This is a genomic window from Kitasatospora sp. NPDC088346 (assembly GCF_044740765.1).
Classification (GTDB): domain Bacteria; phylum Actinomycetota; class Actinomycetes; order Streptomycetales; family Streptomycetaceae; genus Kitasatospora.
In genome coordinates this window covers 159,369-178,475 of sequence record NZ_JBIURH010000012.1, presented here as the reverse complement: position 1 = coordinate 178,475, position 19,107 = coordinate 159,369, and the positions used below count along the sequence as shown (strand labels likewise).

The 19,107-nt window shown below is 74.2% G+C and carries 21 protein-coding genes and 1 riboswitch; of the genes, 11 read left to right on the top strand and 10 right to left on the bottom strand.

Annotated elements, in window-relative coordinates; all coding sequences use genetic code 11:
- Positions 1-161 precede the first annotated feature (161 nt).
- Positions 162-313: riboswitch (TPP riboswitch) on the top strand.
- The 4 genes from ACIOFR_RS18710 (at position 304) to ACIOFR_RS18695 (ending at position 4,557) form a co-directional block, all read left to right on the top strand.
- Positions 304-1,665, top strand: coding sequence for a purine-cytosine permease family protein (locus ACIOFR_RS18710; RefSeq protein WP_400998384.1), 1,362 nt, complete (start codon positions 304-306; stop codon positions 1,663-1,665). (Overlaps the previous riboswitch by 10 nt.)
- A gap of 158 nt (positions 1,666-1,823) precedes the next feature.
- A complete protein-coding gene (locus ACIOFR_RS18705) occupies positions 1,824-2,648 on the top strand; it encodes a glycerophosphodiester phosphodiesterase (protein WP_400998381.1) in 825 nt (274 codons plus the stop codon).
- 267 nt (positions 2,649-2,915) lie between these two features.
- On the top strand, positions 2,916-3,455 hold the full coding sequence (locus ACIOFR_RS18700) for an ATP-binding protein (protein ID WP_400998476.1): 540 nt from the start codon (positions 2,916-2,918) through the stop codon (positions 3,453-3,455).
- 115 nt (positions 3,456-3,570) lie between these two features.
- Entirely contained in the window at positions 3,571-4,557 is a 987-nt protein-coding gene (locus tag ACIOFR_RS18695; RefSeq protein ID WP_400998378.1) for a DUF5926 family protein, read from the top strand.
- Positions 4,558-4,775: 218 nt separating this feature from the next.
- On the opposite strand, the gene ACIOFR_RS18690 is transcribed toward ACIOFR_RS18695, so the two are convergent.
- Positions 4,776-5,489: a bifunctional DNA primase/polymerase gene (locus ACIOFR_RS18690; protein WP_400998375.1), complete on the bottom strand. Its 714-nt coding sequence runs from the start codon at positions 5,487-5,489 to the stop codon at positions 4,776-4,778.
- Positions 5,490-5,986: 497 nt separating this feature from the next.
- On the opposite strand from ACIOFR_RS18690, the gene ACIOFR_RS18685 reads away from it, so the two are divergent.
- Complete coding sequence (locus ACIOFR_RS18685) at positions 5,987-7,348, top strand: PP2C family protein-serine/threonine phosphatase (RefSeq protein ID WP_400998372.1); 1,362 nt, start codon at positions 5,987-5,989, stop codon at positions 7,346-7,348.
- A 130-nt stretch (positions 7,349-7,478) separates the two neighbouring features.
- Entirely contained in the window at positions 7,479-8,960 is a 1,482-nt protein-coding gene (locus ACIOFR_RS18680; protein WP_400998369.1) for an aminopeptidase P family protein, read from the top strand.
- 162 nt (positions 8,961-9,122) lie between these two features.
- Here the strand turns inward: ACIOFR_RS18680 and ACIOFR_RS18675 are convergent, their stop codons facing one another.
- Positions 9,123-9,632, bottom strand: coding sequence for a rhodanese-like domain-containing protein (locus ACIOFR_RS18675; protein ID WP_400998366.1), 510 nt, complete (start codon positions 9,630-9,632; stop codon positions 9,123-9,125).
- Between the two features lie 122 nt (positions 9,633-9,754).
- Here ACIOFR_RS18675 and ACIOFR_RS18670 point away from each other — a divergent pair, with 122 nt between their 5' ends.
- Positions 9,755-10,804, top strand: a complete 1,050-nt coding sequence (locus ACIOFR_RS18670) for a helix-turn-helix domain-containing protein (protein ID WP_400998363.1) — start codon at positions 9,755-9,757, stop codon at positions 10,802-10,804.
- Positions 10,805-10,858: 54 nt separating this feature from the next.
- Here ACIOFR_RS18670 and ACIOFR_RS18665 read toward each other — a convergent pair whose 3' ends face one another.
- On the bottom strand, positions 10,859-11,632 hold the full coding sequence (locus ACIOFR_RS18665; RefSeq protein WP_400998360.1) for a MerR family transcriptional regulator: 774 nt from the start codon (positions 11,630-11,632) through the stop codon (positions 10,859-10,861).
- Between the two features lie 179 nt (positions 11,633-11,811).
- Here ACIOFR_RS18665 and ACIOFR_RS18660 point away from each other — a divergent pair, with 179 nt between their 5' ends.
- Positions 11,812-12,537 (top strand): aquaporin, encoded by a 726-nt coding sequence (locus ACIOFR_RS18660; RefSeq protein ID WP_400998357.1) that lies wholly within the window; start codon positions 11,812-11,814, stop codon positions 12,535-12,537.
- Positions 12,538-12,544: 7 nt separating this feature from the next.
- Here the strand turns inward: ACIOFR_RS18660 and ACIOFR_RS18655 are convergent, their stop codons facing one another.
- The 4 genes from ACIOFR_RS18655 to ACIOFR_RS18640 all read right to left on the bottom strand — a co-directional run bounded on the left by ACIOFR_RS18655 (position 12,545) and on the right by ACIOFR_RS18640 (position 14,744).
- Positions 12,545-12,955 (bottom strand): hypothetical protein, encoded by a 411-nt coding sequence (locus ACIOFR_RS18655; protein ID WP_400998354.1) that lies wholly within the window; start codon positions 12,953-12,955, stop codon positions 12,545-12,547.
- Positions 12,956-13,102: 147 nt separating this feature from the next.
- Positions 13,103-13,537 (bottom strand): PPOX class F420-dependent oxidoreductase, encoded by a 435-nt coding sequence (locus ACIOFR_RS18650; protein ID WP_400998351.1) that lies wholly within the window; start codon positions 13,535-13,537, stop codon positions 13,103-13,105.
- A gap of 73 nt (positions 13,538-13,610) precedes the next feature.
- Positions 13,611-14,033 (bottom strand): MarR family winged helix-turn-helix transcriptional regulator, encoded by a 423-nt coding sequence (locus ACIOFR_RS18645; protein WP_400998349.1) that lies wholly within the window; start codon positions 14,031-14,033, stop codon positions 13,611-13,613.
- A 354-nt stretch (positions 14,034-14,387) separates the two neighbouring features.
- Positions 14,388-14,744: a hypothetical protein gene (locus ACIOFR_RS18640; RefSeq protein WP_400998347.1), complete on the bottom strand. Its 357-nt coding sequence runs from the start codon at positions 14,742-14,744 to the stop codon at positions 14,388-14,390.
- 161 nt (positions 14,745-14,905) lie between these two features.
- Between ACIOFR_RS18640 and ACIOFR_RS18635 the strand changes: the two genes are divergently transcribed.
- Positions 14,906-15,901: a helix-turn-helix domain-containing protein gene (locus ACIOFR_RS18635; RefSeq protein ID WP_400998344.1), complete on the top strand. Its 996-nt coding sequence runs from the start codon at positions 14,906-14,908 to the stop codon at positions 15,899-15,901.
- A 23-nt stretch (positions 15,902-15,924) separates the two neighbouring features.
- Here ACIOFR_RS18635 and trxA read toward each other — a convergent pair whose 3' ends face one another.
- The 3 genes from trxA to ACIOFR_RS18620 form a co-directional block, all read right to left on the bottom strand.
- Positions 15,925-16,251: a thioredoxin gene (gene trxA / locus ACIOFR_RS18630; protein WP_400998342.1), complete on the bottom strand. Its 327-nt coding sequence runs from the start codon at positions 16,249-16,251 to the stop codon at positions 15,925-15,927.
- A 12-nt stretch (positions 16,252-16,263) separates the two neighbouring features.
- Positions 16,264-16,704, bottom strand: coding sequence for a MerR family transcriptional regulator (locus tag ACIOFR_RS18625; protein WP_400998339.1), 441 nt, complete (start codon positions 16,702-16,704; stop codon positions 16,264-16,266).
- A 117-nt stretch (positions 16,705-16,821) separates the two neighbouring features.
- Positions 16,822-17,205, bottom strand: coding sequence for a cupin domain-containing protein (locus tag ACIOFR_RS18620; RefSeq protein WP_400998336.1), 384 nt, complete (start codon positions 17,203-17,205; stop codon positions 16,822-16,824).
- Positions 17,206-17,429: 224 nt separating this feature from the next.
- Between ACIOFR_RS18620 and ACIOFR_RS18615 the strand changes: the two genes are divergently transcribed.
- The gene (locus tag ACIOFR_RS18615) at positions 17,430-17,882 is read left to right on the top strand and encodes a nuclear transport factor 2 family protein (protein ID WP_400998333.1); all 453 of its coding nucleotides are present in this window, start codon (positions 17,430-17,432) and stop codon (positions 17,880-17,882) included.
- Positions 17,883-17,990: 108 nt separating this feature from the next.
- Positions 17,991-18,704, top strand: coding sequence for a hypothetical protein (locus ACIOFR_RS18610; RefSeq protein ID WP_400998331.1), 714 nt, complete (start codon positions 17,991-17,993; stop codon positions 18,702-18,704).
- Positions 18,705-19,107 lie beyond the last annotated feature (403 nt).

Below are 19,107 nucleotides of genomic sequence, written 5' to 3'. Positions count from 1 at the left end.
CGTAAGCAGCCCCCTGAAGAAGTCATGAGAATGCTTAGGCGCTCCCGACAACCGGGCCCGGCGGGGCCGTCCGGCCGCGCTGCGGAGAAGTCCCGCGATGCGGACGGCACCCCGCCCGGCCTTGGCGTTCGACGCCGATCCCGTTAGCCTGGCGCTCCAAACTGAAACGACGCGGGAGCTTGGACCAACCAGGCTGAGAGTGCGCTGTTCGACCGTACGCCATGGGTACCACGGCATGGACGGTCGAGGGGACGCAGACCGCCGGAACCTGTCCGGGTAATGCCGGCGTAGGGAGTATCGGCCATGACGGCTGTTTCGCCTTCCCCTGCCTCGACGTCCGCCACCGCCGTGGCCGAGCGTCCCGAGGCGCCCCTGGTGCTCGACACCGAACCTCCGAGAACCCTGGACTTCCGTGCGCAGTTCGCGCTCTGGGCCAACCTCGGGATCAGCCTGATCGGCTTCTCCAGCGCCGCCACGGTGCTCGGGACGGCGGGCGCCGAGCTCTCCTTCGCCGCCGCGGTGACCGCGATCGTGGTCGGCACCGTGATCGGGACCGCGATGCTCGGCGTGGCCGCGCTGATCGGCGCCCGGACCGGCGCACCGGCGATGGCCGTGCTGCGCGGGCTGTTCGGGACGCGACTGTCGTACCTGCCGACCGTGCTGAACATCGCGCAGTGCATCGGCTGGGGCGTGTTCGAGCTGATCGTGATCGCGGGCGGCGCCCAGAACGTGGCCGGGACGCAGGGCTGGCGCTGGCTGTTCGTGCTGCTCGCCGGCGCGCTGACGACGGTGCTGACGATCTGGCCGCTGGGCTCGATCGCGGTGCTGCGCAAGTACGTGGCGATCGCGGTGGGCGTCGCGATGGTCTACTTCACCGTGCAGTTGGGCCGGCAGGGCTTCCCCGACCCGGGCGCGGGCAACTGGGACGGCTTCCTGACCGCGACGGACGCGGTGATCGCGGTGTCCATCTCGTTCGTCCCCCTGGCCGCGGACTACACCCGGCACTCGCGGACCCCGGGCGCCTCGTTCTGGGGCACCTTCTCCGGCTACACGGTGGCCCAGGTCTGGTGCTACGTGCTGGGCCTGATCGCCCTGCTCCAGCAGGACGGCGACAGCGCGAAGATCTTCGACTCGTTCACCGGGGTGACGGCGGGCTGGGTGTTCCTGCTGGTCCTGGTCCTGCGGGAGACCGACCAGTCGTTCGCGAACGTGTACTCGACGGCCATGTCGGTGCAGAACCTCTTCCCTCGGATCGACCGCCGGGTGCTGACCGTCGGCATCGGCACCCTGGTGACCGGCCTCGCCCTGTGGATCCACGAGCTCAGCGAGGGCTACACCAACTTCCTCTACCTGATCGGCGCGGTGTTCGTGCCGCTCTTCGCGGTGCTCGCGGTCGACTACTTCTTCGGCGCCGGCCGCGGCGGCTGGAACCTGGAGCAGGACGCCCCGGCCCGGCCGCTGATGCTGCTGCCGTGGGCGGTGGGCTTCGCCACCTACCAGTTCATCGCGCCGACCCCGGTGGCCGGCTGGTGGACCGGCTTCTGGCAGGACCTGCAGTCAGCGGTGGGCTTCGAGGCGCAGCCGTGGACCTCGGCCTCGCTGTTCGCGTTCCTGGCCGCCGCGCTGGCCACCTGGGCGACCACGCTGGTCCGCCGGCCGGTCTGAGGCCGGCAACGGTCGGCGGCCTCCACGGGGTCGCCGCAACCGGGGTAGCCGTCACCGGTCCGGGACCGCCACCGAGCCGCCGTCACCGGGGACCTGTTCACCGCACGTTCCCCGTGGCGGTGGCTTTCGGCCATTGTGGCCCGCGTAGGGTGATCGTCGTGGACACCCAGCCCCTCGACTCCGCCGCGGCCTCCGCCGGCCCGCCCGACCGCACCTCCGTCCGGGTGATCGCCCACCGCGGTTCGTCCGCGGCGCTGCCCGAGCACACCGAGGAGGCCTACCGGCGGGCGATCGAGGAGGGCGCGGACGGGCTGGAGTGCGACGTCCGGCTGACCTCCGACGGCGAGCTGGTCTGCGTCCACGACCGGACGGTGCGGCGCACCTCGAACGGCAGCGGCACGGTGTCGGCGATGACGCTCGCCCAGCTCGGCGAGCTGGACTTCGGCTCCTGGAAGTCGCCGCAGGACCCGAGGCCCGCCTCCGTGCTGACGCTGGACCGGCTGCTGGAGCTGGTGGCCGACAGCGGTCGCCGGATCGAGCTGGCGATCGAGACCAAGCACCCGACCCGGTACGCCGGGCGGGTGGAGGCCGAACTGCTGCGGACGCTGGACCGCTTCGGCCTGCTGCCTAACGGGTCGGCCGACCCCGCCGGGTCCACGGTGCGGATCATGAGCTTCTCGGAACTGGCGCTGCACCGGGTCCGCCGGGCGGCGCCGGCCGTGCCGACGGTGTACCTGCTGGAGCGGCGGCTGCCGCTGCTGGGGCGGATCGGCTCGTTGCCCGGCGGGGCCCGGATCGCGGGGCCCGGGATCGACCTGGTGCGGCGCGACCCCGGTCTGGTGACGGCGCTGCGGCGGGCCGGGCACCGGGTGCACGTGTGGACGGTGGACGAGCCCGCCGACGTCGAGCTGTGCGTGCGGCTCGGGGTGGAGGCGCTGATCACCAACCGGCCGCGCCAGGTGCTGGAGCAGCTGGGTCGCTAGGGCCTGTCCTGGGGGCGCGGTTGACCCGGCCGCGCGCCGTTCTCGGGACCCTGTGGGCGCATTGGGGCGCACAGGGGGCGCGAAGTGTGGAAAGGGGTGTAATTCCTCCTCTCCCACAACACAACGTGAGCATCTAATCACCTTTCGAGCACCGTGAGTTGCGAGCCCGGAAATGGCCGTCAGGGATCGGTGAACGGTCGTTTCCGACGCATTCCCAGGGGGCATCCATCCCTCGGCAGAAGCGAAGGAGGTCCGGGGGTGGCGTTGATGGTGGCGCGTTCTGTGCCTGAGAAGGCCGAGCCGGCTTCATCGACCCTGGCAGTGCCGCACGGTCCGGCGAGCGTGGGCGTGGCGCGACGGCGGTTGCGGCGCGATCTGGGCGATCGGGAGATACCGGATTCGGTGATTGACGATGCTGTGCTGATCCTGTCGGAACTGCTCAGCAATTCCTGCCGGTATGCCCGGCCGCTCGTCCGGCTCGCCGAACCGGAGCAGGACGGGGACGCGGGCGCGGTACTGGTCCGCTGGCAGACCCACGGCGACGGCCTGCTCACCCTGGAGGTGACGGACGGCGGCGCGGCCACCAGGCCCCTGCCCGCCCGGCCGTCCGTGACGGCCCGGGGCGGTCGCGGCCTGAACATCGTGGGCGAGCTGGCCAGCGACTGGGGGGTGCGGCACGCACCCGGCCGGGTGACGGTCTGGGCCGAGCTGCCCGCCGACGGCCGGCGCCCGGCGGCCAACCCGGCCGGACGGCCGGACGGTCCGGGGCGGCCGGACAGCGCGGGGCGGCAGGTCCGCAGCGCCTGAGCGGGCTGCGCGGGCCCGGGCGCGGGGCCCGCCGGACGCCGTACGCGGGGGAAGGCCCGGAATTCTCAGTAGGCTGCCCGGAGCAAGACGTCGCCGTCACCGGGAGAGCCGCACCATGGCCAAGAAGGCCGCCAAGAAGTCGCCCCAGCGCAGCCAGTCCACCACCGTGACCGCGGGCGAGGTCCCGGTCGTCGGCGCGCGCGAGATGTGCCCGTGCGGCTCGGGCCGCCGCTACAAGGCCTGTCACGGCCGGGAGGCCGCACACGCGGTGCAGGAGCTGGTGCACCGCCCGTTCGAGGGCCTGCCGGGCGAGGCCGACTGGGTGGCGCTGCGCGAGCTGGTGCCCGCCGCCACCGTGCCGCTGACGCTGGCCGCCGGGGTGGCCGAGCAGGCCGAGGGCGAGGTGCCCTCGGTGACGCTGGCGACCGTGCTGCCGCTGGCCTGGCCGGCCCTGCGCCGCCCGGACGGCTCGATCCTGCTGGGCCTGCAGACCCAGTCCTCCTCCGGCGACCTGAGCCGGGACCTGGCGGACGCGCTGGAGCTCGCGCTGACCACCCCGCCCGGCAGCCCGGTGCCGTCCCGCCGGACCGTTCCCGGCGGCCGGCGGCTGCAGGAACTGCTCGACACCACAGCCGAGTTCGTCCCGACCGTGCACACCGGCTTCGAGTTCTGGCTGGAGGAGTCGCAGAGCGCCGAGGGTGAGGTGGCGGCCTCCCTGGAGCGGGCCAACGCCTCCGCCATCCCGACCGAGAAGCTCAACGGCCTGACCGCCGCCTACTGGTGCGGCACCCCGGACAAGAACCACCTGCGCTGGGTCATGACGGTGCCCGAGGAGCAGCTGCTGGACGCGCTGGCCCGGCTCTCCGCCTCCGGCGAGGCCTCGCTGGGCGCGGACACCCGCCTGGTCGGCTCGTTCCGGGCACACGGGCTGACCGTCCCGGTCTGGGACCTGCCGCTGGAGATGACCGCGGCCGACTGCGAGAAGCCCGCCGCGGCCTTCGCCGAGAAGCTGGCCACCGCGCTCACCGAGTCCACCCCGCTCACCGCCGAAGAGCGTCGCGCCCGCGCGAATCTGGTGAACCGTCAGGTCACGCTCAACTGACCCACCGGTGACGGGCGTCACAATTCCCGCTCAACGGCCCTGGTCGCGGAAGATTCCAAGACCGGGGCCGCGTGGACAAATTGGCGCGCACGCGGATCTTTGTTACTGTTTTAAACAGTCCGGTCGCTGGTGCATCCCCCGTCGCCAGCGGCCGGGCCTTTTGCTTTTCCGGACGGTACGCCTGCGGCGCACCCGAACGGCCGTGCGGGCCGGGCCGTTCAGAACGGCAGCCGGCTCCCGTCCGGCGCGGTCGTGGTGACCGCGATCAATCCACCGAGCAGGGCCTCCACTTGGGGCAGCCACACGCCGTCCTCGCGCGGCGGGCGCACCCAGTGCACGCCCCCCGCGCCGGTGCGCGAGGGCGGCAACGGCAGGTACCCGCCCGGGCCGTGGTAGCGCAGCGCCCCGGGCACCCAGGCGCGCTCCGCCAGCAGTTCGCCCAACTCGTCCAGCGTGTAAGGCGCCACCAGCAGCAGGTACCGGGACGGCGTGGCCAGCACCGGCCCGAGCGGCACCCCCGTCCCGTCGAACCAGGCGAGCAGCCGGGCCCCGGCCACGGCGGGCACGCTGACCGCGCACACCGTACGGCCGGTGGCCATCAGGACCGGTGCCCCGGGACAGCGCCGCTCCCACCACCAGCGCACCATCCGCGGGTCGGTGGTGGCGGCGATCAGCGGCGGGTCGTGCGGGTGACCGCCCGGCACCGGGCAGCAGAGGTCTCCGCACGAGCACGGCCCGCCCGCACCGCGCGCCGCCGTGGCGCCCGGCAGGACCGGCCAGCCCAGCGCGGCCGCCGCTAGGGCCGCGGTCAGCGCCCGGCGTCGGCTCCCGGGTCTCCGGCCCAACGCCCGCAGCGCGCCCGCCCGCAGGGCCTCGACCCGGGACGCCCCGGCCCGCCGCAGCGGCTCCAGTCGACGACGTGTCCGACGCATGAACACTCGTTCCTTTCCGCGACCATGGAGCTCGGGACCGTCGATCGGCGCACCGGCCGGCGGATGCCGCACGGCCCGGCCGAGGTGACCCAGGGATGGGTGGGAGGCGGGGCCGGACGGACCGGCCCGCTGGAACGAGAATCCCTCATACGTCCGGATGGACGCCCTCCTGCGGGGCCCGGTTCCACCGTATGAGTGAGTCAAACCCTCCGCGGGCGACCGGCGCGGACGCGAAGCATACGATCCGGACCGCGACTTGACGGTGCGTCGCAACGGCCGGACGGGCCTGGCACGGCCCCGGCCGGGTGCGACGGCGGTCCGCGCGCAGCCGCGGCGGCCGCCCCGGGAGACGGCCGACCGGCCGGGTCCGATTTCTGGACATGCCCCGATCGGCCTGTGTACAAGTGGTGGATTGTTGCCGAGTAGTGAGTTAGCTGTCGATTTGGGCGTTGCCGGGGGTCCTGCGTGACACGTACCAGTTTGCGGGGAGTTCCGAGATGACCGATGCCCGGCCGCTGCACCTGACCGCCGCCGAGCCCGCCCCGCTGCCCGGCTACGCCACCGGGCCCGTCCTGGGGCTGCAGGACCGTTCAGCCGGACGGCCGTCCGATTCCACCAGCCTCTACGAGCACGCCGACCTGCTGGTCCGAACCCCCGACCTGCCCGCCGCCCTGGCCGCCGTGCTCGACTCCGGCGCGGCGCTGCTCGGCGCCCGGCGCGGACTGATCACCACCACCGGACGGGGCACCGGACGGCCGGTCGGGCTCGGCCTCGACCGCGCCGGGCTCGGCGCACTGGAGACCGTCCCCGCCGACCACGGCCCGTTCGCCGGCCTGCTGGGCAGCCCCGCCCGGTCCGGTCGGCTGCTGATCGAGGACCTCGCCGACGACCTCGCCGTCGGGCCCCGCTTCCGCGAGGTCGCGGCCCAACTCGGGCTCGGCGCCTGCTTCGCGCTGACCCTCGCCACCGAACAGGACGGGCCGCTGGCGGCCGCCGCCTGGTTCTACGACGAACCCGCCCGACCCGACGAGCGGCTCCAGCACCTGGCCCAGCGGTACTGCGAGTTCGCCGCCCCGGTGCTCGCCCGGCAGCTGGCGGCCGACCGTGCGCTGCGCGCCACCCGGGCGCTGCGCCGCAGCCTGCTGCCCGACCACCTGCCGGTGGTGCCCGGGGTCCGGCTCGCCGCCCGCTGCCGGCCCGCCGGCCTGGACCACTCCTGCGGCAGCGACTGGTACGACGCGATCGCGCTGCCGGACGGATCGCTCGGTCTGACCGTCGGCAGCGTGTCGGCCGACGGGCCCGGCGCGGGTCCCGGCTCCGCCGCGGGGGCGGCCGCCGCGATGGGCCGGGTGCGGGCGGCGTTGCGCGCGTACGCCGTTCTGGAGGGCGAGGACCCGGTGTCCGTCCTCGGCGACCTGGAGCTGCTGCTGAAGACCACCGAGCCGGCCCGCTCGGCCACCGCCGTCTACGCCTGCGTCCAGCCCGCGGAGCGCCGGATCGCCCTGGCCGGCGCCGGGCACTGCCCGCCGGTGCTGGTCGGACGGCACGGCGCCGAGTTCGTGGAGACCTCGCTGTCCGCCCCGCTCGGCATGCTCAGCTGCTGGGAGGCGCCGGGAGTGGAGCTCACCGCGGAGCGCGGGGACGTGCTGGTGCTCTACACCGAGGGCCTGGCCCGGCGCTGCGGCCCGACCCTGCACGCCGGGCAGGCCACCCTGCGCCGGGCCGCCGCCGACGCGCCCCGGGACGTCCGGCTCGACCCGGACCGGCTCTGCGGCCACCTGCTGGAGACGCTGGCCGGCGCGGCTCCGGACGAGGGCGCCACCGACGACCTGGTGCTGCTGGCCGTCCGCTTCGGGTAGCCCGGCGGGCGCCCTCGCCCTCCCGAACGGGTGATCGGATCCGCATCCGTACCATGGGAGCCAAGGCCGCCCACCACCCCGCGATCCGGGGTGTCCGGGGTGGCACCACGCGCGCAAGGAGGCGACGTACGTGACCGAGGACCGTACCCCGGCGGTGTCCGACAACCCTGAGGGCTTGGCCGCGGAGGAGGAGATCAAGGGCCGCAAGAACGGGCTCTACTCGGAGGTCTCCGACGAACTCGCGGCCTCGATGAAGTCCGGCTGGGCCGACACCGAGCTGCGCGACCTGCGGCCGATCGCCCAGGCGCCCTTCACCGCCGGGCGCCGCGCCGCACTGTCGGCCCGCTTCCCCGGCGAGCGCCTGGTGGTCCCGGCCGGCCGGCTGCGGGTGCGGTCCAACGACACCGACTACGCGTTCCGCGCCGCCAGCGAGTACGTCCACCTGACCGGCGACCAGAGCGAGGACGCCGTCCTGGTCGGTGAGCCCGCCGGGGACGGCCACGCCTTCCACCTCTACCTGCGCCCCCGCTCGGACCGCGAGAACGGCGAGTTCTGGCTGGACGGCTACGGCGAGCTCTGGGTCGGCCGCCGGCACAGCCTGGCCGAGGCCGAGGTGCTCTACGGACTGCCCTGCCGCGACGTGCGCAAGGCCGCCGAGGAGCTGGCCGCCGGCACCGGCACCACCCGGATCGTGCGCGGCCACGACGCCGAGCTGGAGGAGGCCCTCGGTGAGGCGCTGGACGCCGACCGGGACGAGGAGTTCAAGGTCTTCCTGAGCGGCCTGCGGCTGGTCAAGGACGCGTGGGAGATCGGCGAGCTGCGGGCGGCCTGCACCGCGACCGTCAACGGCTTCACCGACGTGGTGCGCGAGCTGGACCGGGCCGTGGCCACCTCCGAGCGCTGGATCGAGGGCACCTTCTGGCGCCGCGCCCGGGTCGAGGGCAACGACGTCGGCTACGGCTCGATCGCCGCCGCCGGCCCGCACGCCACCACCCTGCACTGGGTCCGCAACGACGGCGACGTCCGCCCCGGCGAGCTGCTGCTGCTCGACGCCGGCGTGGAGACCACCAACCTCTACACCGCCGACGTCACCCGCACCCTGCCGATCAACGGCCGCTTCGACGCGCTCCAGCGCAAGATCTACGACGCCGTGTACGACGCCCAGGAGGCCGGCATCGCGGCGGTCCGGCCCGGCGGCCGGTTCCGCGACTTCCACGACGCGGCGCAGCGGGTGCTGGCCGAGCGCCTGCTCGCCTGGGGCCTGATCGACCCGGCGGTGTACGACCTGGAGAAGGTGCTGGAGCTGGGCCTCCAGCGCCGCTGGACGCTGCACGGCACCGGCCACATGCTCGGCCTGGACGTGCACGACTGCGCGCACGCCCGCCGCGAGGCGTACGTCGACGCCGAGCTGGTGCCCGGCATGGTGCTGACGGTCGAGCCCGGCCTGTACTTCCAGCAGGACGACCTCACGGTGCCCGAGGAGTACCGCGGCATCGGCGTCCGGATCGAGGACGACATCCTGGTCACCGCCGAGGGCAACGAGAACCTCTCGGCCGGCCTGCCCCGCCGCGCCGACGAGGTCGAGTCCTGGATGGCCGGTCTGACCGGCTGACCGGCCGACCGCGACGACGACACCACCGCCCCCGGCCGTCCGGCCGGGGGCGGTGTGGTGACCGGCTCAGCGGACCTGGACGCCGTTCCTGACCCCGTCCGCGGCCACGCCGGTGACGGCGCCGCGGTGGTCGGCGGCCCTGGTGAACCCGAACGGGGCCCCTCAGCACACCAGGCCGAGGTCGGCCGGGGTCGCGTTCGGCGGGTCGATCGGACGCCGGCCCTCGGTCGGCCAGCCCTCCCGCACCCAGTACTCCAGGCCGCCGATCATCTCCTTGACCTCGCGGCCGAGCGCGGCCAGCTTCATCGCACCCTTGGTGGAGCCGTTGCAGGCCGGGCCCCAGCAGTAGACGACCAGCAGGCCGGGCGGCAGCCCGGCGACCCGCTCCGCCGTGATGTCCGCGATCGGGAGGCTGATCGCGCCGGGCAGGTGGGCCTTGCGGTGGGCCCCCTCGGCACGGACGTCGACGAGGGTGAAGTCCCGCTGCCCGTCCCGCAGGGCGTACCAGACGTCCGCCGGGTCGGCCTGGCAGCCGAGCCGCTCGGCGAAGAAGGCGAAGGCGCGCTCGGGCGCGACGGCGGGGACGGCGGTCACGGGCGAGGCCGCGGCCACGGGCGGGACGGCGGTCGCGGACGGGGCGGCCGTGGTCACTGGCGGGACGGCGGTGGTCATCTGCGGGCTCCTGGTGGTCCGTTGTGCGACTGCTTCCGACAGGAAGATCCTCCGATCCGGACACCCGACCCCGACAGTGGCGGTGACGACTACACTCGCCAAGATCCCGCCATGCTGCGCAATTGGGGAGAACAGTGACCGAGCAGCGGACCTCAGGCCCGGTGGCCGTCAGCATCGGACGGCGCCCGGAGCCCGTGCACACCGTCGCCGTGTACGTCTTCGACGGCATGGCGCCCTTCGAACTCGGCGTGGTGGTCGAGGTGTTCGCCCTGGCCAGGCCCGAGGTCGCGGGCCTGCTCGCGGCCCCGTGGTACGACGTCAAGGTCTGCGCCGACCGGCCCGGCACCCCGCTGAACGCGGTCGGCGGCTTCACCCTCAGCGCCCCGCACGGGCTGGACGAGCTGGCCGCCGCCGACACCGTGATCGTGGTGGCCGTCCCCAACCCGTTCGGCGGCGAGGTCTCCCCCGGCCTGGTCGCCGCGCTGCGCACCGCCCACGAACGCGGGGCCCGGGTCGTCTCGATCTGCTCCGGCGCCTTCGCCCTGGCCGCCGCCGGGCTGCTGGACGGCCTGGAGGCCACCACCCACTGGCGGTACGCCGACCTGCTGCAGCAGCGCCACCCGGCGGTCCGGGTGAACCCGGACGTGCTGTACGTCGACAACGGCACCATCCTGACCAGCGCGGGCAGCGCGGCCGGGATCGACCTGTGCCTGCACCTGGTGCGGCGCGACCACGGCGCGAAGGTGGCCAACACGGTGGCCCGCCGCTTCGTCGTCCCGCCGCACCGCGACGGCGGGCAGGCCCAGTTCATCGAGGCCGCGGTCAAGCCGGTCGAGGAGGAGGACGACGGCATCGCCCGCTCGATGCAGTGGGCGATGGACCACCTCGCCGTCCCGCTCACCGTCCCGCTGCTGGCCCGGGCCGCCCGCATGTCGGACCGCTCCTACCTGCGGCACTTCACCGCCCGCAACGGGACCAGCCCGATGCGCTGGGTCGTCACCCAGCGCATCGCCGCGAGCCTGCCGCTACTGGAATCCCCGGACGGCACGGTCGAGGAGATCGCCGCGGCCGTCGGCTTCGAGAGCGCCGCGACCTTCCGGCACCACTTCGGCCGCACCATGCGCACCTCCCCGACCGCCTACCGCCGCACCTTCGGGCGCGGGGCGGCCTGACCTGCGCCTTCCCGGCCGTGCCGCCCGGCGCGCGGGCCCGGCGCGCGGGCCCGGTCAGCCGCCGTGGCGGTCGGCGTTGGCGAGGATGGCGTCGTGCGTCCACTGCGCGAGGCCCGGCGCCAACTGCTCGTACGTGGCGGTGAACCTGGGGTCGGCGAGGTACATCGCGGCAAGGCCCCGGTGGATCTCGTAGGTGCAGTCGTAGAACCGCGCCGTGATCTGCCGCCGGTGCGCCTCGACGATGTCCATGGCCCGTTCCGATCCGGCCGGCAGGCCGGCGGTGAACGCCGCCACCAGACGGGAGTTGATCTCCTCGCCCTCGGCCCTGACCTCCTCCCAGTCCGCCTTGGTGTACGCGCCGGTCCGGCGCCGGGACTGCTCCCACGGCTCGGAGCCGCCGTACTTCCGCTCGGCCTCGGCCTCCCAGTTCTCGTCGTAGTCGGGGCCGAACACCTCGAACTTCTCCTCCGGCGTCAGCTGGATTCCCATCGTCCTCGCCTCCATCGCTCGTTCGACCGCCGCGGCCAGGTCCTGGAGGTGCCTGATCCGGTCACCGATCAGCCGGTGCTGCCGGCGGAGGTGTTCGGAGGGGCCGACCGAGCGGTCGTCCAGGATGGCGGCGATCTCTTCGAGGGGGAACCCGAGCTCGCGGTAGAACAGGATCTGCTGCAACCGGTCCAGGTCCTCGTCGCCGTAGCGCCGGTACCCGGCCGGGGTGCGGCCGCCGGGGGACAGCAGGCCGATCTCGTCGTAGTGGTGCAGGGTGCGCACGGTCACCCCGGCGATCCCGGCGAGCCGTCCCACGGTGTACCCGTCCGTCGGGGGCATCGGGTTCCTCCCTTCTCGTGTGGCTCCAGCCTGTGGCCTCACGTCGCGTGAGGGTCAAGCCGGAGCGCGCCCGGGGCGCACGCCGTACGAGTCTCCGAGCGGGACGCGCGGAGCGGGGACGGTTCTTCGGTGCACCCGCCAATTGTCCCCGGCCACCCCGGTTGACCACGATGAACGCCATGACGACGACCCCGCTGTCCCGGCGCCTGGCCGCCGAGGCCGTCGGCACCGCGGTGCTGGCCACCGTCCTGGTCGGCTCCGGCATCCGGGCCGCCGGACTGAGCCCGGACGGCGGGGTGCAGTTCCTCGCCAACGTCCTGGCCTCGGTGCTGGCGCTGGCCCTGCTGATCGCCCTGTTCGCGCCGGTGTCCGGCGGTCACTTCAACCCGCTGGTCTCGGCCGCCGCCTGGTGGACCGGGCGACGCGGCGGCACCGGGCTCACCGCCCGCGAGCTGGGCGGGTACGTGCTGGCGCAGCTGGCCGGCGCGGTCACCGGGACGGGGCTGGCCAACACCATGTTCGAGCGCCCCTTCGTGCAGCCGTCCGGGCAGGAGCGGGCGGCCAGGCACCTGTGGCTGGCCGAGGGGGTGGCCACCGGGGTGCTGATCCTGCTGGTCTGCGGGCTGGTCCGGAGCGGGCGGGCGCGGCTGCTGCCGGTGGCCGTGGCGGCCTGGATCGGCGCGGCCTGCTGGGGGACGGCCTCGGGGAGCTTCGCCAATCCGGCACTGACCCTCGGGCGGGCGCTCAGCGACAGCTGCACCGGGATCGCGCCGGGGTCGGTGCCGGCGTTCGTCCTGGCCCAGACGGCCGGGGCGGTGGCCGGGCTGGCGCTGGTGACGGCGGTGTTCGGGCCCGGCCCGGACCGGGCACCGGACGACGCCCGGGACCTGGTGGCCCCGGTCTGAGCCCGGCTCAGCCCTGCGGTGGCGTGACGTCCGTACCGCCCGGCTCCAGGGCGGTCAGCATCCGGTCGCGCAGCAGCCGGTACTCGTCCTGCAGCCGGGCCAGTTCGGCGGGGCGCTCGACGACCCGGCCGGGGGTGACCGTCTCCTCGGGGCCGTACTGCTCCCTGGTCAGGTCGATCTCGACGCCCGCGGCGAAGCGGTTCCACCAGTGGTCACCGGCGCGCACCCCGTCGACGTACACCTCACCGCGGAGCAGGTCGCCGCCGAGCAGGTCGTGGAGCACCAGGGCGGTGGCCCCGCTCTGGCCGCGCGCGGGGTTGCCGGGGTGCCAGCGGTGCCGGCCGGCCGGCTCGCAGGTGTCCGCGCCCCAGCCGGAGCGGACCGCGTCCTCGATCCGGGCGAGTGTCCAGGGTGTCATCCGGACAGCGTGGCACGCCGCACCGACAGCGGCCGCCCGACGGCACCCGGCGGCCGGCCCGTCGTCCCGGCCCGCCGCAGCCCGCCCGTCGTCCCGGTCCGCCGCAGCCCGCCCGTCGCGGCCGGCCCGTGGCCGGGCCCGATCGGGTCAGTCCGCGACGCCGCGCTCCGCGATCACCTGGTCGATCCTCAGCCGGACCAGCAGCTCGCCCGGCACGCCGTTGCGGGCGGCGTACTCCTCGGCCCGGTCCTCGCCCATGTACCGGGCGGCGATCCGGCCGGCCCACGCGCGGACCTCGGGCAGGTCCTCGCTGATCGCGGCGGTGCCGCGGACCAGGGCGTAGGAGAACGGCGGCCGGTCGTCGTCGACGCAGAGCATCACCCGGCCGTCGCGGGCCAGGTTGCGGCCCTTGAGGGTGGACCTGCCGGTGTTGAAGACCAGCTCGTCGCCGTCCAGCAGGAACCAGACCGGCGCCACGTGCGGGCTGCCGTCGGCGCGGATGGTGGCGAGCTTGCCGGTGCGGGTGCCGTGGGCGAGGAACTCGCGCCACTCGGGCTCGGTCATTCGGGTCATGCGGATCATCCTGGCCGAGCCGTCCCGGCGGGGCCAGACGCCGCTCCGCCCCGGGCGGTGCCCGGCCGCGCGGGCGGGCCGCTCAGTCGGCCTCGCCGTACCGGACCAGGTAGCCGGCGAAGTCGGCCATGTCCTCGTCCGACCAGGTCTCGAACCGCTTGGTGAAGGAGCGCCGGCGCTGCTGGTAGGCCTCGGCCAGGAGCTGGGTGCCGGCCTCGGTCAGCCGGAGCAGTTGGCCGCGCTGGTCGTCCGGGTCCGCCTCACGGGCGAGCAGGCCGAGCCGCTCCAGTGCCGCGACCTGCCGGCTGACGGTGGACTTGTCGAGCATGAAGTGCGAGGCCAGGTCGGCGCCCCGGCAGGTGCCGCGCTCGTTCACCAGGTCGAGCATGCTGTAGGTGACGAGCGAGAGGTCGGGGTGCAGCTGGGCGGCCTTGTGGCGGGCCCGGCGGGCGAACGCGGTCAGCTCCCGCTGGATGGTCTCCAGCGCGGCGTCGCGGTCGGGCATGGGGGTGACTCCTTCGGCTCCGGGGTGCTGAGCACCACGGTAGGCGTCCGGAAGGGGTCATCGGCCCGGAGGCGGGCGGTCCGGTCCGCGGCGCGGTCAGCCCCAGATCATGTCGGCGTGCGCCGCGGTGGCCGGGAGGGCGAGGACGAGGGCGGTGAGGACGACCGCGGTGGCCTTGGCGAGGACGGAGCGAGACATGGTGGTGCCCTTCGGGTGCGACGGGGTGAGGGGTGCCGGTCGTGCGTCCCGCGGTGACGCCTCGTCCGGTGTTCGGCCGGCTGCCCCGTTCCTTCGGTCCGGGACCCTGCTGGCAAGAACCAGCTTCGTCGCAGATCAGAGCGGTTGGAAGAGTGATCAACTGGACGGAAGGGGCCTTGGCCCGTTCCGTCCAGCCGGGCCGGTTCCGGCCAGCAGCCGCTCGTAGAAGGGCGCCACCAGGGGGGCGCCGACCCGCCCCGGCCGCCAGCCCCGCAGCACCGGGAGCTCCTCGACGGCCCGCCGGCACAGCACGGCCGTACGGTCCTCGGCCTCCTCCAGCCGGTCGGCCAGCAGATACACCCCGACCACCGGGTCGAACCCGGTCCTGCGGTGCACCGAGACGTGCTCGACGCGGTCCTGCGGACGGGCGATCCGTCGGATCAAATCGGCTGTGGTGTCGGGCAGTTCGCCCGCTCCGGGGCCGGACTGCAGCAGGGCGTGAATCAGGTACATGGCTGGACTCTGGCAAATCGCGCAACCGACGCATAGGGGCTGAACCGGGCCGCAAGCGGCCCTGGCCCAAAGCGTCCACCGAACGCCGTGGCCCGCTCGAACACCCGTATGCCATGATCGTGTGCGCATCGCCTGCAAGTCCGTCACACGGGGGGACCGTCGTGCTCGCATCACTCGGCCTGGACTCGACGTCCGAGGCCGTCTACCGGACCATGCTCGCCCATCCGGGGGCGGGCGTCCTCGCGCTCACCGAGCTGGGCGGACTGTCCGAGCAGGAGGTCCGCCGGAGCCTGGACACGCTCAGCGAGCTGGCCCTGGCCCGGCCCTCCTACGACCACCAGGGCGAGCTGCGCGCGGTGTCCCCGGACGTCGGTATGGAGCTCCTGATGGCCCGGCAACAGGCCGAGCTGGCGGCGCAGCAGCAGCGGATCGAGGCCTCCCGGGCGGCCGCGGCCCAGCTCATCGCCGAGTACGCCGACCTCCGGCCGGCCAGCAGCCACCCCGGCATCGAGCAGCTGGTCGGGATCGACCGGATCCGGGACTGCCTGGCCAGGCTGACCCGGGAGATGCGCGAGGAGGTGATGACCTTCTCGCCCGACGGCGCCCAGAAGCCCGAGCACATCGAGGCCGCCAAGCCGCTCAACCAGGAGCTGCTGGGCCGCGGGATCCGGATGCGGACGGTCTACCTGGACAGCGTCCGCAACAGCCCGCACACCGTCGACTACGTCGACTGGCTGTCGGAGCAGGGCGGCCAGGTGCGGACGGTGCCCTCGCTGCCCACCCGCATGATCGTGGTCGACCGCAGCACCGCCGTCATCCCGGTGAACAGCGAGAACAGCGCCGCCGGCGCCGTGGTCCTGAGCGGCCACGGGACACTGACGGCGCTGTGCGCGCTGTTCGAGAACGTCTGGGCCGGCGCCCGGCCGCTGGGGCAGGCCGCCACCACGGACGACTGCGGTCTGACCGCCCAGCAGACCACCGCCGTGCGGCTGCTGGCCGAGGGCCACACCGACGAGGCGATCGCCAAGCGGCTCGGGGTCTCCCCGCGGACCGCCCGCCGGCTGGCCACCGAGCTGATGGAGCGGCTCGGCGCGCGCAGCCGTTTCGAGGCGGGGGTCAGGGCCGTCCAGCAGGGCTGGCTGCCGAACACCCCCTGACCGCCGGGGGCCGCGCGGCGTCGTCAGAGCAGGTCGGACAGCTCCCGCAGCAGACGGGCCTTGGCCCGGGCGCCGACCAGCGTGCGGACCGGCTCGCCGCCCAGGAAGAGCATCAGTGTCGGCATCGACAGCACCCCGTAGGCGGCCTGGGTCTCCGGGTTGGCGTCCACGTCCAGCTGGACGACCTCCAGCCGGTCCGCCTCCTCACGGGCGATCTCGGCCAGCACCGGCGCGATCATCCGGCAGGGCGGGCACCAGTCGGCGGTGAACTCCACCAGGACCGGCCGCCCGGCCGCCAGCACCTCCCCCTCGAAGGTCAGGTCGGTGACCTTCCGTAGTTCCGCTCCCATGCCCCGCTCCCCTCAACTCTCCTGCGGCCCACGCACCGTGGACAGCTCACACTGCGGATCGGGGCCACCGGGCCGGTCGGCCTCCCGGGCCAGTTCCGCCCGCTCCAGCTCGGCCCGCTCCAGCTGGGCGGCGACCTGGTCGCGGACCGCCTGGAGCTCGGCCAGGCAGGCGTCCAGTTCGGCCAGCTTGCCCCGGTAGACGTCCAGGGAGGCCGGGCAGGCGTCGCCCGCGGGATGGCCGGCCCGGAGGCACTCCACGAACGGCCTGGTCTCCTCCAGCCCGAACCCGAAGTCCTGAAGGGTCTGGATCTGCCGCAACAGCCGCAGGTCCTCCTCGTCGTACGCCCGGTAGCCGTTGCCGGAGCGCCGTGCGGGCAGCAGCCCGCGCGACTCGTAGTACCGCAGAGTGCGCGTGGTCGTACCCGCCCGCGCCGCCAGCTCGCCGATCCGCATGCCCCGACGGTAGACCTTGACCCCGACGTCAACGCCAGCGCTCGGGCCGGGCGCGGCGCAACGGGCACCGCTCGGCGGTCCACCGCTCAGGGGCCCGGCCGCTCGGCGGTCCACCGCTCAGGGGCCGTACGGGTCGGCGACGTCGACGGAGAGCGGGCTGCCGGCCGGCAGGACGTAGGTGGCGCAGAGCACGACCGGCTCGGCACCCAGGTTGCGCGCGTTGTGGACGTGGTGGCGGCCCGCGGGCTCGACGAAGGCCTGCCCGGCGGTGGTGGTCTCCACCGTGCGGTCGGCGAGGGTCCGGGTGAGCACGCCGGAGCGCACCACCGCGATCAGCTGGCCGTGGTGGTAGTGCCAGCCGGTCGAGCCACCGGGCGGGATGACGATCTCGCGGACCACCACGTCGGTGCGGCCCTCGCTGCGGACCGCGACGGTGCGGTCCGCGGTGCCCTTGGCGAGCACCCGCGCGCCGACCCCCGCCGCCTGGGCGGCCCCGGCCACCGACGGGCGGATGCGGTGCCGCCCGCGCGTTCCGATGGCTCGGCCGCCACCCATGTCCGCCCCCAACCGCCGGCCCGAGGAGTTGTCCTCGGCCGGTCAGGATAACCGAGCTGACGGCGGGTCAGGAGATTGCGGGGCGGAACCACCCTTGCCATTTTCTAACCCTTAAGAGAGGATTCAAGGGTTAGAAGCTCGCAGTCCGACCGACGGTCAGGAGCCACACCGTGTACGACGCACCCCGCCCACCCCTGCCCCCGTTCACCGAGGAGACCGCCCGCGCCAAGGTCCAGGCCGCCGAGGACGCCTGGAACACCCGGGACCCGCACCGGGTCGCGCAGGCCTACACACCCGACTCGGTCTGGCGCAACCGCGACCTGTTCATCAACGGCCGCACCGAGATCGAGGCCTTCCTCGCACGCAAGTGGGAGCGCGAACTGGACTACGCGTTGCGCAAGGACCTGTGGTCCTTCACCGGCGACCGGATCGCCGTCCGCTTCCGCTACGAGTGGCACGACGCGAACGGGCAGTGGTGGCGCAGCCACGGCAACGAACTGTGGGAGTTCGACGCGTCGGGCCTGATGAGGCGCCGGGAGGCCTCGATCAACGACCTGGCCATCACCGGGGCCGACCGCACCCTTTTCGGTCCGCGGGCCGCCGGGGAGCCCTACCCCGGCTGAGTCCGGCCCCGTTCGTCCACGCCCGTCCGCCCGCCGGCACGGCCGCCGCGGCGCGGCCCCGGGGACGCCCTCTCCCGCACTGTCGGTGCCGGATGTCAGGATGGCCCTGTGCTGACCCATGGAGAGCTCGACGGGCTGCCCGCGCCGGACGAAGGGCCGCTCGCGCTGCCCGGCTTCTGGGCCGCCTACCTGCCGCAGTCGGCCACGGAGACCGCGTCGCCCCTCTCCACGGCCCCGGACTCCGGGTGTGCGGAATGCGGTGGCCCGGACTTCGGGGGCTCGGACCTCGGCCTCACCAAAAGCTCGGACTTCGGCGTCACCGAGGCCGAGGCGGGAGCCGCCCGCGCGGCTCTGGCCGCGGCCGGGCGGCCGGTCGCCCGGGTGCCCCTGGAACACGACCACACCGTGCTGGCCGTACCGGGCCCCGACGGCCCCCAGCTGCTGCTCACCCACCCCGACTGGGCCCGCCCCCGACTGCTCGCCCGCTCGGGCCCGGCACCCGCCGGCCCCGGGCTCAGCTGGTCCGAGCTGCTGCACGCGGCCCGCCACCCGGGCGGGCAGGGCGGGGTCACCGCCCGGCACGCCCGCCTGCTGCTCCTGCTGCCCGCACTGCGGGCCACCGTCCTGCCGTCCGACGCCGCCGTCACCGTGGCCGCGGCGCTCGCCGCCACCGGCACCCCGCCGGAGCGGCGCGCCGCCCTCGCGCACCGGCTGACCTCCGCGCGGCCCGGCCCCGGTGGCGACTGCGGGACCACCGGCGTCCGGGGCCTCGGTTCCCCGCAGGGCCGACTGCTCGCCCGGGCGCTGGGCGCCGCGGCCTGACTGCGGCCGCCCACGCCCGTACCCGACCCGGCCGAACCGCACCCGTCACGCGCTCCACCGCACCGCAGCCGCCCCCGACTCCCGACGTTGGCAGGGGACGTCCGGATCGACGGCACCGGAACCTCGGTCGGTGCCACCACCGGCCGCCGGCTCGCCCCCTGGGATCTCCCCCGTCGACCCGGCGACGAGCTTCCCCGAGCCGCTCCCAACCAGCTTCGGCGAAAGCAACCCTGAGGTGACGTCAGACAGATTTACCGTCAGGTGCCCGTGCAGCAACAGATCTTCCCGTCGACCAGCCTAAACGATCTAGCCTTTGCCGTTCGAAGCGGCTAGGGTCTCACCCGTTCACGGTGAACCACCCACAAGGTGACCACCGTTACGGAGCGTCAGCTCCGTAGGTTCG

Bases quoted from the DNA above. Each gene is read 5' to 3' on its own strand.
- ACIOFR_RS18710 (WP_400998384.1), top strand. From the start codon at position 304: ATGACGGCTGTTTCGCCTTCCCCTGCCTCGACGTCCGCCACCGCCGTG.
- ACIOFR_RS18700 (WP_400998476.1), top strand. From the start codon at position 2,916: ATGGTGGCGCGTTCTGTGCCTGAGAAGGCCGAGCCGGCTTCATCGACC.
- ACIOFR_RS18695 (WP_400998378.1), top strand. From the start codon at position 3,571: ATGGCCAAGAAGGCCGCCAAGAAGTCGCCCCAGCGCAGCCAGTCCACC.
- ACIOFR_RS18690 (WP_400998375.1), bottom strand. From the start codon at position 5,489: ATGCGTCGGACACGTCGTCGACTGGAGCCGCTGCGGCGGGCCGGGGCG.
- ACIOFR_RS18685 (WP_400998372.1), top strand. From the start codon at position 5,987: ATGACCGATGCCCGGCCGCTGCACCTGACCGCCGCCGAGCCCGCCCCG.
- ACIOFR_RS18675 (WP_400998366.1), bottom strand. From the start codon at position 9,632: ATGACCACCGCCGTCCCGCCAGTGACCACGGCCGCCCCGTCCGCGACC.
- ACIOFR_RS18665 (WP_400998360.1), bottom strand. From the start codon at position 11,632: ATGCCCCCGACGGACGGGTACACCGTGGGACGGCTCGCCGGGATCGCC.
- ACIOFR_RS18660 (WP_400998357.1), top strand. From the start codon at position 11,812: ATGACGACGACCCCGCTGTCCCGGCGCCTGGCCGCCGAGGCCGTCGGC.
- ACIOFR_RS18655 (WP_400998354.1), bottom strand. From the start codon at position 12,955: ATGACACCCTGGACACTCGCCCGGATCGAGGACGCGGTCCGCTCCGGC.
- ACIOFR_RS18650 (WP_400998351.1), bottom strand. From the start codon at position 13,537: ATGATCCGCATGACCCGAATGACCGAGCCCGAGTGGCGCGAGTTCCTC.
- ACIOFR_RS18645 (WP_400998349.1), bottom strand. From the start codon at position 14,033: ATGCCCGACCGCGACGCCGCGCTGGAGACCATCCAGCGGGAGCTGACC.
- ACIOFR_RS18640 (WP_400998347.1), bottom strand. From the start codon at position 14,744: ATGTACCTGATTCACGCCCTGCTGCAGTCCGGCCCCGGAGCGGGCGAA.
- trxA (WP_400998342.1), bottom strand. From the start codon at position 16,251: ATGGGAGCGGAACTACGGAAGGTCACCGACCTGACCTTCGAGGGGGAG.
- ACIOFR_RS18625 (WP_400998339.1), bottom strand. From the start codon at position 16,704: ATGCGGATCGGCGAGCTGGCGGCGCGGGCGGGTACGACCACGCGCACT.